This window comes from Paraburkholderia sp. RL17-380-BIE-A, assembly GCF_046028085.1.
GTDB lineage: Bacteria > Pseudomonadota > Gammaproteobacteria > Burkholderiales > Burkholderiaceae > Paraburkholderia.
Genome location: NZ_JARESQ010000001.1, coordinates 388,257 through 402,149, shown reverse-complemented (window position 1 = coordinate 402,149; position 13,893 = coordinate 388,257). Strand labels below are relative to the sequence as shown.

The following is a 13,893-nucleotide window of genomic DNA, read 5'->3' as shown; positions in this document are numbered from 1 at the left end:
GGCTTACGTAGTTGCGCGCTTGTGAGGACGCTTACGAAGGCGAATACTACATCCCCGCGGCGTAATGCGCCTTGCGGGCGCTCACGCCTGCCGCCGCGCGCATGGCGCGGCGCAAAGGGCACATCCGGTTTTGCCGTCTACTGTCAGGTAACCGGTTTCCGCGTGCCACACCACGAGCCGTGGCGCGCGGTTTCAATAATAGACTTAGGAGAAGTTTGTGGAGACCTCCCAACCTGCCGGCCGTTCATGGCTATGGCTGATCCTGCTGATCCCGTATATCGCGTTGTTGTGGCTGCCGTTCTATAACGACACGCGTCCGTCGTTCGCGGGCTTTCCGTTCTTCTACTGGTATCAGTTCTTGTGGGTGCCGTTGACCTCGCTACTGATTTACATCGTGTACCGAGGTGTCAAATGAGCGAAGTGAATCCTGTGAATCCGGTTGCGATGACCGTCTTTATCGCGTTCTTTGTTCTCGTCACCGTGATCGGCTTCTTTGCCGCGCGCTGGAAACGGGGCGATCTGACCCAGTTGCACGAATGGGGCCTCGGTGGCCGCCAGTTCGGCACGGTCATTTCGTGGTTTCTCGTGGGTGGTGACTTCTATACCGCTTATACGGTGATCGCCGTGCCCGCGCTGGTCTATTCGGTGGGCGCGTATGGCTTCTTTGCGCTGCCTTACACGATCATCGTCTATCCGTTCGTGTTCGCGGTAATGCCGAAACTGTGGAAGATCGCGCATGCGAAAAACCACATCACGGCAGCGGACTACGTGCAGGGCGAATACGGCGGCAAGTGGTTCCCGGCAGCGGTCGCCTTGACCGGCATTGTCGCGACGATGCCGTATATCGCGTTGCAACTGGTGGGCATGCAGGTCGTGATCAAGGGCCTCGGCGTGACCGGCGAAATGCCGCTGATCGTCGCCTTCGTGATTCTCGCGCTCTACACTTACGCGAGCGGTCTGCGGGCGCCGGCAATGATCGCGTTCGTGAAGGACATCATGATCTACATCGTCGTGATCGCGGCGGTGTGGCTGATTCCGGCCAAGCTCGGTGGCTACGCGCATGTGTTCGACGCGGCCGACACGTATTTCAAGGCCAAGGGCGGCGCGACCGGCATCATTCTGAAGCCGACGCAATTCACCGCGTACGCGTCGCTGGCTTTGGGTTCGGCGTTGGCGGCCTTCATGTATCCGCATACCATGACGGCGGTGCTGTCGTCCTCGTCGGCGAATACGGTGCGCAAGAATGCGATCTTCCTGCCGGCGTACACGCTGCTGCTGGGTCTGATCGCGTTGCTCGGCTATATGGCGATTGCAGCCGGCGTGCATGTGAAGTCCGCTTCGGACATGGTGCCGGCGCTCTTCAACACGCTGTTCCCGTCGTGGTTCGTCGGCTTCGCGGCGGCGGCGATTGCGATCAGCGCGCTGGTGCCCGCGGCCATCATGTCGATCGGCGCGGCCAATCTGTTCACGCGCAATTTGTGGCGTCCACTGGTTTCGCCGAATATCTCGCCTGAAGGCGAGGCTTCCACGGCGAAGATCGTTTCGCTCGTCGTGAAGTTCGGCGCGCTGCTGTTCATCGTGTTCCTGCCGACGCAGTACGCGATCGACCTGCAACTGCTGGGCGGCGTGTGGATTCTGCAGATTTTCCCGGCTATCGTGTTCTCGCTGTACACGCGTCGTTTGAATACGACGGGCCTGTTCCTCGGCTGGCTGGTCGGCATTGTGATCGGCACGAGCCTCGCGATCATTCAAGGGCTCAAGCCGGTGTATGCACTGCATCTCGGTGACGCGGTCTATCCGGTCTATATCGGCCTGATTGCGCTGGTGGCCAATATCGTCGTGAGTTTTGTCGTATCGGTCCTGTCGCCGCGCAGAGTGGTGGCTGCAGCCTAAGCCTGACAGACTCACGGTCTGGTCAATGAACGCCGCGGACTTCACTGTTCGCGGCGTTTTTTTATTGTGGGTTCGATCTGGACACACGAGCTGACCAGGTATATCGCGAGGAGGCCCAGCGCAGCGCCCGGTTCGTATTGAACGGCCGCGCGTTGGCCGCTAAACCAGTATTTCCACCGAATGCGTCGCGCGCAGCGTGTCCGGCGTTCGCGACCACGATTCGTCGCGGATCGTATCGATCAGGCAGTCGATAAAACACAGCGCCGCAGCGTCCGAAGGTTGACCGGCGCGCGTGATGATCCCGACCATAGACTCGTCGAGCTGCTCCCGCACGGGGATCGCGCATAAGCCTTCGCGGGCCGCGCACAATTCGATGAGCGGCCACGGAAAGATGCTGACCATGTCCATGCGCTTGATCAGCGGCAAGGCGACGGTCAACGAGTGAAGGAAGTGAATACTGCGCGGCGCGGGCAAGCCGTGCTGCAGGAACATCCGGTACGGCGCCTGCCCTTCGGTTTCGGGGTCGAGCGCGACGAGCCAGTCGAGATCGAGCAGATCGGTCAGTGACCGGCTGTTCGCGCGCGGATGATCCTGCCGCGCGACGATGGCGAGGCTCGAAGAAAACAGCGGCCGGTAGTTGAACTCGCAGTTAGTCATCCCTGGCGTTTGCCTGCCGACGAAGATGTCGAGGCTGCCGTCGCGCAAACGCGGGTTGGCGATGGCGATCAAGCCTTCGAAGACGTTCAGCTGGATGTCCGGCATTCTTTCGCGAAAACGCGCGACCGCCTCCGGTAGAAACGTCATCGCAACCCATGCCGTCACGGCAATCGAGAGTCGCCCGTTTGGATCGCCGCGCATTGAATCCACGGCCTGATGCGCGCGCGCCATCTGCGCGACGATAAGCCGCGCATGGGCGAGCAGCGTCTGCCCGCATTCGGTCAGTGTGACGCCCGACGAAGTGCGGGCTACGAGCTGCATTCGTACGGCTTCTTCCAGATACTGAAGGCTTTGAGTGACTGCAGCGGGTGACGAATTGAGCAGTCGCGCGGCCCCGCGGACGCTGCCCGCGTCCGCAATGGCGACAAGCGCACGTAGCTGGTGAATTTTCATTTTTGATTGTGTGGTTCGTGCGGCGTGCAGCAAAGTGTTCAGCTTTGCTTTACGCGTTCACTCGGACGACCCGTTTTCGTGCGGGCGATGCCGGGATATCGTGGCGGCACTGTTATGAATGCCACCCCGAGGTGTTCACGCCGCGCAGCTTGTTCAAGTCTCCCTGCTCCGGCTCTGTCTGTCAATTCGTTATGCGCGTTGGCAATGCGTCACTCGTGCACAACGGCCCGAAGGGTCGATGCTGGCGCGATTGGTCCACCCCTTTCCGGCCGTTCTCCCCGGACGAAGTGCAAAGTGCAGGAGTGCAAAGATGACTCACCCAGCGACCAACAGCCGCATGCAAGCGCGTGCAAGCGATTCAATCTCCTGTTTGCCTCGCGACGAAGCCGCACGCCCTATGCGCTGCGGTGCGAGCACTGTTCAGCCGGAGCCTGTTCACCACGCCGGCTATGCGTTGGTACTCGACTCGCTTACCCGTTTGCACAATCGCGTCTACGTTGCTGAGTGCCTTCAGCATTTACTAAAATCGCCGCGCGCGGCACGCATTGCCGTGCTGTTCGTCAATCTCGATGGCTTCAGCAAGATCAACGATCATGGCGGTTACGATGTCGGTGACTACGTTTTGCGCGACGTCGCGGGCCGGCTCAAGGGAGTGATCGGTGAACGTGGTCTGTTGGGGCGCATCGGTGGCGACGGATTTCTCATCGTCGTCGACGACCGCGGCAACCCGCTGACGATCTGCGCCTACGCGCGCCGGATCTTCGAGCTGTTCACCGCACCGATCGAGGTCGGCGACAGTGAATACTACGTGGGCGTGTCGATCGGCATTTCCCGCTCCTGCGGTGAAGCACGCGACGCGGCCGCACTGATTCGCGACGCCGGTCTCGCGATGCGCCGCGCGAAGCAGCACGGCCGAAACCGTGCGCAATATTTCACGGCTGACATGCAATGCGAACTGCAACGCCGCTTCAGGATCGAAGCGTTGTTACGCGGCGCACGGGCGGCCGGTGAACTCAAGCTCGTTTATCAACCGATCGTCGACAGTGCCTCGGGCGAGACGGTCGGCGCGGAAGCCTTGCTGCGCTGGACCCATAGCGAGTTGGGCGAGGTCGCTCCCGCCGAGTTCATTCCGGTTGCCGAAGAAGCCGGTCTGATGGAGAGCATCGGAGACTGGGTGCTGGAACAGGCTTGCGCGCAGGCCGGGCAATGGCGCTGGAGCCTTGCGCCGCAACTCGCTGTCTCCGTCAACATTTCGCCGCTCCAGGTCAACGAACGCTTCGTGCGGCACGTTGCCGCGTGTCTCGAGCGCAATGGGCTCGATCCATCGGCGCTGCAACTGGAGATAACGGAAGGCATGTTGTTGCCGAATGACCCGGTGGTGTCGGCGGCCACGGCGGCGCTAGCGAATCTCGGCGTCAAGCTCGCCATCGACGACTTCGGTACGGGCTATGCGTCGCTGTCCTATCTGAAGCGCTTTGCCTTGCACAATCTGAAGATCGATCGCTCGTTCGTCGCGGGCCTGCCGCACGATCGCGATTCGGTCGCAATCGTGCTTGCGCTCGTGACGATGGCGCACGCATGCGGCATGACGACGACAGCCGAGGGCGTGGAAACACACGAGCAGGCGACGGCTCTGTTCGAGATGGGTTGCGACATGCTGCAGGGTTACTTCTTCAGTCGTCCTGTAAGCGCGGCGCAATTCGGCGGCGCGTTGTCCGCCGCCGATCTCGGCAATAAATGGTGCGCCGTGCGGTAGTAATCGATAACGAACAATGGAGCTGCCGGTATGTTGCCGCCGGCGAGGCTTGCCGTTAGAAGCGCTCCACGCTGAACGGCCGCGGGTCCACGACGGTGGCTTCGCCGGTCATCATTTCGGCGACGAGGCGTCCTGTGATCGGACCTAGCGTGAGCCCATGATGTGCGTGACCGAACGCGAACCATAAACCGTCGTGCTTTTTCGCGGGGCCGATGATCGGCATCATGTCCGGCGTGCAGGGGCGCCGGCCCATCCACGGTTCGGCATCCAGACGTTCGCCCAGCGGAAAAAGCGCGCGGGCGGCCGGTTCGACGGCGGCGAGCTGCGTTGGCGTTTTCGGCGCGTCGAGGTGGGCGATTTCCGCGCCCGTCGTTAAGCGGATGCCGCGTGCCATGGGCGCCAGCACGTAGCCGTTTTCCGCGTCGAGCACCGGCTGATGCAGGCGGGCCGTTCCCTGCGGCGCGTAGTGCATGTGATATCCGCGTTTGACCGCAAGCGGCAAGCGATAACCGAGGCGCGCGCTCGCGCGATCCGACCACGGCCCCAACGCCACGACAGCGGACGCTGCCGAGATCGTGCCTTCCTCCGTATCGACTTGCCAGCCTTCGCGAAGCGTATCCGCATCGCCGATAAAAAACCGTCCGCCCAGCGCTTCGAAATACTTCGCGTACGCGGTGACGAGTGCGTTCGGGTCGCTCACGGAATCGGATTGCGGATAGCGCACGCCACCCACGAGCGTCTTGTCGAGATCGGGCTCGATCTGCTGCAGGCGGGCGGCGTCGAGCGTTTCGAACTGGACCTCGTATTCCCTGTGCCAACGTTCGGCGACAAGCGCTTCCTTCTCGAGAACCGCTTCGGTGCGAAACACCTTCATCCAGCCGATCGGGCGCAGTAGCGCGCTTGCGCCGGCGTCGGCGGCTAGCGCACGGTGCTCGCTCACGCAATGCTCGATCAGTGTCGCATACGACTTCGCAATGGCGGCGTGCCTCGACGGATGAGAGTTGCGCCAGTATCGCCACAGGAAGGGCGTGGTCTTGAGGATGGCGTCGGCATGGTAGCGAACGTCCGGTGATTGATTGCGCGCGTAGCGAAGCAACGTGCCGAGCCCACGAGGAAACGCATAGGGATAGACGCCTTCGCGCTGAATCAGGCCTGCATTGCCGAACGACGTCTCATTGCCTGGCAGTTTGCGATCCACCAGCGCGACCTGGCGGCCGCGTTTCTGCAGATGCACGGCAATGCACACGCCGACAATGCCCGCCCCGAGCACAACCGTATCGAATTTCATTCTATTGACGTGCCTCGCCTGAAGTCACTTTGTTCGAAGATTTCCGCGATCCGATCGTCCGACATTCGGGTCGCGCGGCGCCGAGCGCAGGCGCAATGAAGCGAACGTTTATCTTACATGGAGTCGTCCGGATCTCAGGCCGAACCCGGCATCACGCAGCGCATGCGCAAGAACCTTGCAGCGACCGGGGGAGTCGCGCTTCAGCGCGCTGCGCAAGCGGCTGGAGCAGCAGGCTGGAAGGCCCGTCGGCAGGGCGTTCGGCACGATCCAATGCCTCTTGCGCACGGCCGACGGATCGCACGGCAGCCGCCCCGGTCCCGCCAGCGTGTAAACTGCTGACTTTTTTGACTTCGGTGGTATGTTGCAAGCCCCCCCGCGCACCGCGCTCAGCGGCCCGGCGCTCATTCGCTTACTGGCTCGCCTCGCGGATGCCGACATTCCCGAATCCAGGCAATCGCTCTCGGACCGGCTCAGCCAATGGCTCGGCTGGACCGACGCCATTGCGCTGTCCTCGGCGCTGAACGGCAATCCGCCTGCTGTCGCGGCCGGCGGTCGAGTTTTCGGCAGCGCCGAAGAGGCGGACTATGTGCGCGCGCGCAGTTCGCTGGCGAAGGCGATCACGGGCGACAGCGTATTCGCTGCCGCGCGGCGCCATGGACACGGACACACGCACGGGCATGGACACGGAGCTGCTCACGCGCCGTCGCGGATTGCGCCCACGGAGCCGGCGGCCGACTACGCGGTTTTTCGTCAGCGCTATCTCGCCCTTCAGCAGTCGATGGAAACGGGCATCGGCAATCTGCGCGGCCGTCTGCGAGCCATGCTGGCGGCCAGAACGCCCGCCATGGCGCGGCTCGCGGTGGTGGATGCGGTCATGGAGCGCGCCCTGAGCGAACGTGAGCGCAATCTGCTGGCTGCCGTGCCCGGGCTGCTCGCGGGGCACTTCGAGCGCTTGCGCGCGGCCGAGCAGGCGGTGCTTACCGCCGCCGAGGCCGAGGCTGCGGCCTCGGGTGACTCCGCAGGCGACGCCACCGGCGACGCAACGCCGGTCACGCCCGGCGCATGGCTGAACCTGTTCCGCAAGGATATGCAAAGCGTGTTGCTTGCCGAACTGGATATTCGTTTACAACCGGTCGAAGGGTTGCTCGCCGCCCTTCGCGCCAGCTAACTGGGACCCTATGTCCAGATATCGTATTGATCTCGTTGTGTTTCTGGCTGGTCTGGCCGCTGTGTGCTGGATCGCCGCCGGCTACGCCGTTTCGAACCCGTTGGCGTTGGCCGTCACTCTACTGATCGGCGCTTGCTACGTGGCGGGCGCGCTCGAATTGCACCGCTACCGCGAGGCCACTGGCACGCTGACGCGCGCCGTCGAGGGGCTGTCCGCGCCGCCGCCAAGCCTCGGCGCATGGCTCGAGCCCTTGCATCCCAGCCTGCGCAACGCGGTGCGGCTGCGTGTCGAGGGCGAGCGCGTGGCCTTGCCAGGTCCGGCGCTGACGCCTTATCTGGTCGGCTTGCTAGTGTTGCTCGGCATGCTGGGTACGCTGCTCGGCATGGTGGCCACTTTGCGCGGCACCGGCATGGCGCTGGAGAGCGCAACCGACCTGCAGGCGATCCGCGCCTCGCTGGCCGCGCCGGTCAAGGGTTTGGGCTTTGCGTTCGGCACCTCGATTGCGGGCGTGGCGAGTTCCGCCATGCTGGGGCTGCTGTCCGCGCTGTGCCGGCGCGAGCGCCTGCAGGCCGCGCAGATGCTCGACGTGAAGATCGCGACGACCTTGCGCATCTACTCGCAGACCCATCAGCGTGAAGAAGCCTTCCGGCTCCTGCAACGTCAGGCCGAGGTGATGCCCACGCTGGTCGACCGCTTGCAGACGATGATGGGGGCCATCGAGCAGCAGAGCCTCGCCTTGAATGAGCGGCAGATCGCCAGCCAGGAGGCTTTCCATGGCCGGACCGAGGCCACTTATACGCACCTCGCCAGTTCGGTCGAGCAGTCGTTGAAGGCGAGCGTCGCGGACAGCACGCGTGCCGCCGGCGCGGCGCTGCAGCCGGTCATGGAGGCCACGATGGCCGGTCTCGCGCGCGAAACGGCCGCGTTGCACGAGACCGTCACGCACGCCGTGCAGCGGCAACTGGACGGACTGTCGAGCGGCTTCGAGGCGAGCACCACGACCGTCGCGGACATCTGGAACAAGGCCCTTGAAGGGCATCAGCGTTCGAGTGAGGAACTGGCGCAGCACCTGCGCGACACGCTGGATCGCTTCACCGGCACGTTCGAACAGCGCTCGGCCGGTTTGCTGGACGGCGTCGCCGCACGCCTGGAAAGCGCGGTGGGTGGCGTGTCGCAGGCCTGGAACGAGGCGCTGTCGCGCCAGGAAAGCGTCGGCGAGAAGCTTGCCGCGAGCAACCAGCAAGCCCTGGCGGCGGCTGCCGCGACGTTCGAGCAACACGCGGCGTCCCTGTTGCGCGGCGTGGGACAGTCGCACGCGGACTTGCAGACCGAGTTGGGCTCGAAGGACGAACAGCGGCTCGCCGCCTGGACCGAGGCGCTCGGTGCGATGGCGACGACGCTGAGCAAGGAGTGGGAGCAGTCGGGCGCGCGCACCGCGAGCCGTCAGCAGAAAATCTGCGAGACGCTGGCGCAAACCGCGCGCGACATATCGGTCCAGACGCAGGCTCACGCGAGCAACACGATTGCCGAAATCGACCGGCTGGTCCAGGCCGCGGCGGAAGCGCCGAAGGCCGCGGCGAACCTGCAAGCGGAGTTGGCCGCGCGGGATCAGCAACGGTTGGCAGCGTGGACCGACACGCTTGGCGCGATGGCGGCGACGTTGAGCAAGGAGTGGGAGCAGTCGGGCGCGCGCACCGCGAGCCGTCAGCAGGAAATCTGCGAGACGCTGGCGCAAACCGCACGCGACATTTCGGTCCAGACGCAGGCGCACGCGAGCAATACGATTGCCGAAATCGACCGGCTGGTCCAGGCCGCGGCGGAAGCGCCGAAGGCCGCGGCGAATCTGCAAGCGGAGTTGGCCGCGCGGGATCAGCAGAGGCTGGCCGCCTGGACCGAGGCGCTCGGAGCGATGGCGACGACGTTGAGCCACGAATGGGAACAGGCGGGCGCGCGCACCGCGAGCCGTCAGCAGGAAATCTGCGAGACGTTGGCGCAAACCGCGCGCGACATTTCGGCCCAGACACAGGCACACGCGAGCAGCACGATCGCCGAGATCGGCCAACTCGTGCAAGCGGCTTCGGAAGCACCCAAAGCCGCCGCCGAAGTCGTCGCCGAATTGCGCCAGAAACTCTCCGATAGCATGGTGCGCGACACCGCGATGCTGCAGGAGCGCAGCCGCTTGCTCGAAACGCTGGAAACGCTGCTCGACGCGGTCAATCACGCATCCACCGAGCAGCGCACGGCCGTCGACGCGCTCGTCGCCACTTCGGCGGATTTGCTGGAGCGCGTGGGGACACGCTTCACCGACAGGATCGAACTCGAAACCGGCAAGCTGGGCTCGGTGGCCGCGCAAGTCACCGGCAGCGCTGTCGAAGTGGCGAGCCTCGGCGAAGCCTTCGGCGCCGCCGTGCAAGTGTTCGGCGAGTCGAACGACAAGCTGGTCGCGCACCTGCAGCGTATCGAAACCGCGCTCGACAAATCGCTCGCGCGCAGCGACGAACAGCTTGCGTATTACGTGGCGCAGGCGCGGGAAGTCATCGACCTGAGCGTGATGTCGCAGAAGCAGATCGTCGAAGACCTGCAGCAGCTCGCCGGGCGGCGCGCGGCAGCCGGGGCTGAAGCGGCATGAGCGAGGACATCGACGGCGGCGTGGAGCAGGTCGCGCCGATCTGGCCGGTTTTTGGCGACCTGATGTCGGTGCTGCTCGGCGCCTTCGTACTGATCCTGGTGGGCGTCATTGGCGTGCAACTGGAGCTGTCGAACAAGCTGGAGCAGGAGGTCAAGCAGCGTCAGCTCGAAACGCAGCGCCGCAAGACGCTGGAGCAGGCGCTCGCGGGCCCGCTCGCGGCCGGGCGCGTGACACTCGTGAATGGCCGCATCGGCATTAGCGGCAATGTGCTGTTCGCGCTGAACTCCGATCAATTGCAGCCGCAAGGGCGGGATCTGCTCAAGAGTCTGGCCGGGCCGCTCTCCGCGTATCTCGGCGCCAATGACGAGATCCTGATGGTGAGCGGCTTTACCGACGACCAGCGTTTGCGCGAAGGCAACCGTCGTTTCGCCGATAACTGGGAATTGTCGGCGCAACGCGCGTTGACGGTGACGCGCGCGTTGATCGACGACGGCGTGCCTGCCTCGTCGCTCTTTGCGGCCGCGTTCGGCTCCGGCCAACCCGTGAGTTCGAATGCCGACGAGCAGGGACGCGCCAAAAACCGGCGCGTGGAAATCGCGCCGGTCCCGCGACCGTCGTCTTCCACGGTGAAACCTCGTGAGTAAGCCCGACAGCGATCCGGCAAACGGAGCCCGGGCGACGCTCGACGCGTGGCGCGCGCGCGGCGCCGATCGTCTGGATCCGGTCCGCTTTCATTTCATCGAGGCGCTGGCCCGGCGCGCGGCCGGCCACAGCGGCGAGGCGCGACGGATTCTGGATGACCGGTTAGCCGGTCTGCTGGAAGCGTATGGTGGGCAGATCGAACGTTCAGGAGGCTCGACGGACGATGCCGACGCCTTAAGGCGCGCGGACCGCACGGTGTCGTTGCCAGACGAGCCCGCGCAGGCAACGCTGAAGGGCCTCGTCGACTCCATCGCGAGTCAACATGCGCTGGCGACGAACGGCTCGCCGCGATCCGCCTCGTACCCGGAACTGGCGGAACTGGATTACTTCAGGGAAGTCTGGTCCAAAGTCCGTACCGAGAAGCAGATGCGGCAGTCGCTCGAGCAGGTGCCTGGCAACGCCGGTCCGCTGAACTCGAGCAGCCTCGTGCATCGTGCGCTCTCGCTCATGCGCGAGGTATCGCCCGGTTATCTCAAGCAGTTCCTCTCCTATGTCGACGCCTTGTCGTGGATGGAGCAGATCAACGGCGCCACGGCGCCGGTGGGTAAAGAGGCCCCGCGCGCCGGTACCCCCGGCAAGAGCGCTCGCGGCAAAGCACGCTAACGGTGGCGGCGACGGCATACTGCCGGCGCCTTTTTCATCCTGACTGGCGCTGCTCAGTCGAAATCGAACACGTCGAAAATCGAGCGCTTTTTCTTTTGCGTCCGATAGTCCGTTCGACGATCGTCGTACCCACGGTGGCTGTCGTACGAGTGTTCCCGATCACGGTGGCCCTCACGACTTGCGCGTGTCGCGGGCGCCGTGTCGAGGCTCGCGGCGTCCTGCGCGATCAGCTTGTCGAGTTCACCGCGATCGAGCCACACGCCGCGGCAGTCCGGGCAGTAGTCGATTTCGATCGAGCGGCGCTCGGTCATCAGCAGGTCGGTGGTCTTGCATACAGGGCATTTCATGGTGTCGCTCCTCAAGAGTAGAAAGGCATCGAACGCTCGATCGTGCGAGCCGTCCGATCCGTCAACAACTTCCCGCGCTATCGGTCATTCCCCGGTGCTGGGCACGCGCTTCGACTTCGCGCGGCGCACCAGCATGTTCATCGCCTCGACGAACGCGGAGAACGCCATCGCCACGTAGATGTACGTTTTCGGCACGTGCGAGCCAAAACCTTCAGCAATGAGCGTCATGCCGATCACGAGCAGGAAACTCAGCGCGAGCGTGACGATGGTCGGATTACGATCGATGAAGCGTGACAGCGGACGCGCTGCGAACAGCATGACCAGCACCGCGCTGATCACCGCGATAAACATGATCGGCATATGGTCCGTCATGCCGACCGCCGTGATGATGCTGTCGACCGAGAACACGATATCGAGCAGCAGGATCTGGCCGATCGCGCCTGCCACGGTCAACTGCACGGTGCTGCTCGCGTTGCCGCGTTCTTCTTCGGCATGCACCACGTGATGGTGAATCTCACGCGTCGCCTTCCAGACGAGGAACAGACCACCGCCGAGCAGGATCAGATCGCGCCACGAAAACGCATGGCCGAACAGCGTGACGGCGGGCGCGGTCAACTGCGCGATCCAGGCAACCGTACCGAGCAGGCCCAGTCGCAGCACGAGCGCGAGCATGATGCCCAGACGCTGCGTGCGGGCGCGTTGCGCTTCCGGCAGCTTGTTGCTGAGGATCGAGATGAAAATCAGGTTGTCGATGCCGAGCACGATCTCCATCACGACCAGCGTGAGGAGCGCTGCCCATGCAGCAGGGTCGGAAGCGAGTGTGAGCAGAAAGTCCATGGTGTCCGTAAGCGAATGAATGCAGGTAACGTCGGAATAGCGTCATGATCGCCGCCACCGAATTTCGAATAAATCAGTGATAAGCTGATCGTTATATCGATTTTTTCGAAGTGTCACGCCATGCTCAACTACCGTCATCTGTACTATTTCTGGATCGTCGTGAAGGAAGGCGGCTTCGCGCGCGCGGCCGAGCGGCTCGATATGGCGGTTCAGACCATTAGCGCGCAGGTGCGCGAGCTGGAAAAATCGATCGGCCGCCAGTTGTTGAAACCGGCCGGGCGCGGCGTCACGATGACGGAGGCCGGCGAGACGGCATTCAATCGCGCGGAGCAGATTTTTCAGATTGGCGAGGCGTTGCTCGACGAGATGCGCGAGGCGGGTGGGGAAGGCGTGGCGCGGCTCGCGGTGGGTCTTTCCGACGGCATTTCAAAGCTCGCGGCGCACGCGCTGCTGGCGCCGGTGCTCGGCACGCCGTCGCTCAGGCTCTTGTGCCACGAGGGTGAGCATGCAGAGCTGATGTCTGAGCTTGCGCTGCACAGGCTCGATCTGGTGCTCGCGTGCCAGCCGGCGCCGCACAATGCCGACCTGCGCGTGTTGAGCCAGCGCCTTGCGGGTTCGCCGGTCGATTGGTACGGCCCGGCGGAGATGGTCCGCAAGTCCGCGCGCGCGGGCTTTCCGCAGTGCCTCGCGGAGGTGCCTCTGCTTCTGCCCACCCGGCACGCCGCGTTGCGCGCACGCCTTGACCGGTGGTTCGAGGCGCAAGGCATCCGACCGCGCATCGTCGGCGAGTTCGAGGACAGCGCGTTGATGGCGGTGTTTGCCGCGCGCGGCCTAGGCGTATTCCCGCTCGCGGAACTGGGCGCGGAAGACCTGTCGCTGCTGCGAGGCCTGCGCTGGCTCGGCCGCGCGGACGGCGTGATCGAAGAGATCCACGCCATCCGGTCGCGTCGCGGCCAACATCACGGCCTGGCGTCTCAGGTGGTGGCCGGCGCGCGGTTATAACTACGCAACACGTGCGAGGGGAGGCCCTGACGTCGCGCGGCAGGCGTCAGATTGGGGCCCCACGCATTCAATACGGCGGCAAGCACGGCGATTTCACCGTCCGCCAGAAAGTCGTCGGCGACCGCCACGGCCACGCATAGGCGAATCACCTTGCGACGCAGCGCGGGATCGTCGATCTCGTCGATCAAGGTCGTCAGCATGGCCGGATCGAGATGACCCACCGGCGGCGCAAACGAAGGCTGTGCGACCGAGTGATCCTCGCATAGCGTCTGCACGATCTGCTCGAATTGTGCCGGTGCGAGACCGAGTTCGCCGGCAATATCCAGTCTGTCCAGCACACGCTCTTCCGAGCTGCTAACGTGGCCGTCGGCGGTGAGAGCGAGCGCGACGATGCGTGCCGCGGCTTGCGGGCTGTTACGGGGATAGGTGCGCATGATAGGGTCCTTTCGCGGATATGTCCGTAGTGAAGATGAACCCAGTCTGCGGCATGCTGTGGATCGAATAAACCTGCCAATTACGAACAAATGGTTCGGAAAAAACGAAGCTTTCCGGTTAGCC

At 64.0% G+C, this 13,893-nt stretch carries 13 protein-coding genes; 8 read left to right on the top strand and 5 right to left on the bottom strand.

Annotated elements, in window-relative coordinates:
* The first annotated feature begins 217 nt into the window (after positions 1-217).
* On the top strand, positions 218-415 hold the full coding sequence (locus P0D68_RS01835) for a DUF3311 domain-containing protein (protein WP_091807142.1): 198 nt from the start codon (positions 218-220) through the stop codon (positions 413-415).
* Complete coding sequence (gene mctP, locus P0D68_RS01830; RefSeq protein ID WP_408299980.1) at positions 412-1,893, top strand: monocarboxylate uptake permease MctP; 1,482 nt, start codon at positions 412-414, stop codon at positions 1,891-1,893. Before P0D68_RS01835 ends, mctP begins: the two co-directional genes overlap by 4 nt.
* 159 nt (positions 1,894-2,052) lie before the next feature.
* Here mctP and P0D68_RS01825 read toward each other — a convergent pair whose 3' ends face one another.
* A complete protein-coding gene (locus tag P0D68_RS01825; RefSeq protein WP_408299978.1) occupies positions 2,053-3,003 on the bottom strand; it encodes a LysR family transcriptional regulator in 951 nt (316 codons plus the stop codon).
* Between the two features lie 310 nt (positions 3,004-3,313).
* Here P0D68_RS01825 and P0D68_RS01820 point away from each other — a divergent pair, with 310 nt between their 5' ends.
* Entirely contained in the window at positions 3,314-4,759 is a 1,446-nt protein-coding gene (locus P0D68_RS01820; RefSeq protein WP_408299976.1) for a putative bifunctional diguanylate cyclase/phosphodiesterase, read from the top strand.
* A 55-nt stretch (positions 4,760-4,814) separates the two neighbouring features.
* Here P0D68_RS01820 and P0D68_RS01815 read toward each other — a convergent pair whose 3' ends face one another.
* Positions 4,815-6,047 (bottom strand): NAD(P)/FAD-dependent oxidoreductase, encoded by a 1,233-nt coding sequence (locus tag P0D68_RS01815; RefSeq protein WP_408185153.1) that lies wholly within the window; start codon positions 6,045-6,047, stop codon positions 4,815-4,817.
* Positions 6,048-6,405: 358 nt separating this feature from the next.
* Between P0D68_RS01815 and P0D68_RS01810 the strand changes: the two genes are divergently transcribed.
* The 4 genes from P0D68_RS01810 to P0D68_RS01795 are packed head-to-tail and all read left to right on the top strand — an operon-like array spanning position 6,406 to position 11,149.
* Positions 6,406-7,215 carry a DUF3348 domain-containing protein gene (locus P0D68_RS01810; RefSeq protein WP_408299974.1) on the top strand — a complete coding sequence of 270 codons (810 nt, stop codon included), beginning with the start codon at positions 6,406-6,408 and terminating at the stop codon, positions 7,213-7,215.
* 10 nt (positions 7,216-7,225) lie between these two features.
* Complete coding sequence (locus P0D68_RS01805) at positions 7,226-9,844, top strand: DUF802 domain-containing protein (protein ID WP_408467979.1); 2,619 nt, start codon at positions 7,226-7,228, stop codon at positions 9,842-9,844.
* The gene (locus P0D68_RS01800) at positions 9,841-10,488 is read left to right on the top strand and encodes an OmpA family protein (protein ID WP_408185156.1); all 648 of its coding nucleotides are present in this window, start codon (positions 9,841-9,843) and stop codon (positions 10,486-10,488) included. The genes P0D68_RS01805 and P0D68_RS01800 overlap by 4 nt, the downstream gene beginning before the upstream one ends.
* Positions 10,481-11,149: a DUF2894 domain-containing protein gene (locus P0D68_RS01795; RefSeq protein WP_408299970.1), complete on the top strand. Its 669-nt coding sequence runs from the start codon at positions 10,481-10,483 to the stop codon at positions 11,147-11,149. Before P0D68_RS01800 ends, P0D68_RS01795 begins: the two co-directional genes overlap by 8 nt.
* A 53-nt stretch (positions 11,150-11,202) precedes the next feature.
* Here the strand turns inward: P0D68_RS01795 and P0D68_RS01790 are convergent, their stop codons facing one another.
* Both P0D68_RS01790 and P0D68_RS01785 read right to left on the bottom strand, forming a co-directional pair.
* Positions 11,203-11,496 (bottom strand): TFIIB-type zinc ribbon-containing protein, encoded by a 294-nt coding sequence (locus tag P0D68_RS01790; protein WP_091807162.1) that lies wholly within the window; start codon positions 11,494-11,496, stop codon positions 11,203-11,205.
* 84 nt (positions 11,497-11,580) lie between these two features.
* The gene (locus P0D68_RS01785) at positions 11,581-12,333 is read right to left on the bottom strand and encodes a TerC family protein (protein WP_408185159.1); all 753 of its coding nucleotides are present in this window, start codon (positions 12,331-12,333) and stop codon (positions 11,581-11,583) included.
* A 120-nt stretch (positions 12,334-12,453) separates the two neighbouring features.
* On the opposite strand from P0D68_RS01785, the gene P0D68_RS01780 reads away from it, so the two are divergent.
* Positions 12,454-13,335, top strand: a complete 882-nt coding sequence (locus P0D68_RS01780) for a LysR family transcriptional regulator (RefSeq protein WP_091807166.1) — start codon at positions 12,454-12,456, stop codon at positions 13,333-13,335.
* Here the strand turns inward: P0D68_RS01780 and P0D68_RS01775 are convergent.
* The gene (locus tag P0D68_RS01775) at positions 13,308-13,769 is read right to left on the bottom strand and encodes a TerB family tellurite resistance protein (protein WP_091807168.1); all 462 of its coding nucleotides are present in this window, start codon (positions 13,767-13,769) and stop codon (positions 13,308-13,310) included. The genes P0D68_RS01780 and P0D68_RS01775 overlap by 28 nt on opposite strands.
* Between the last annotated feature and the right edge of the window lie 124 nt (positions 13,770-13,893).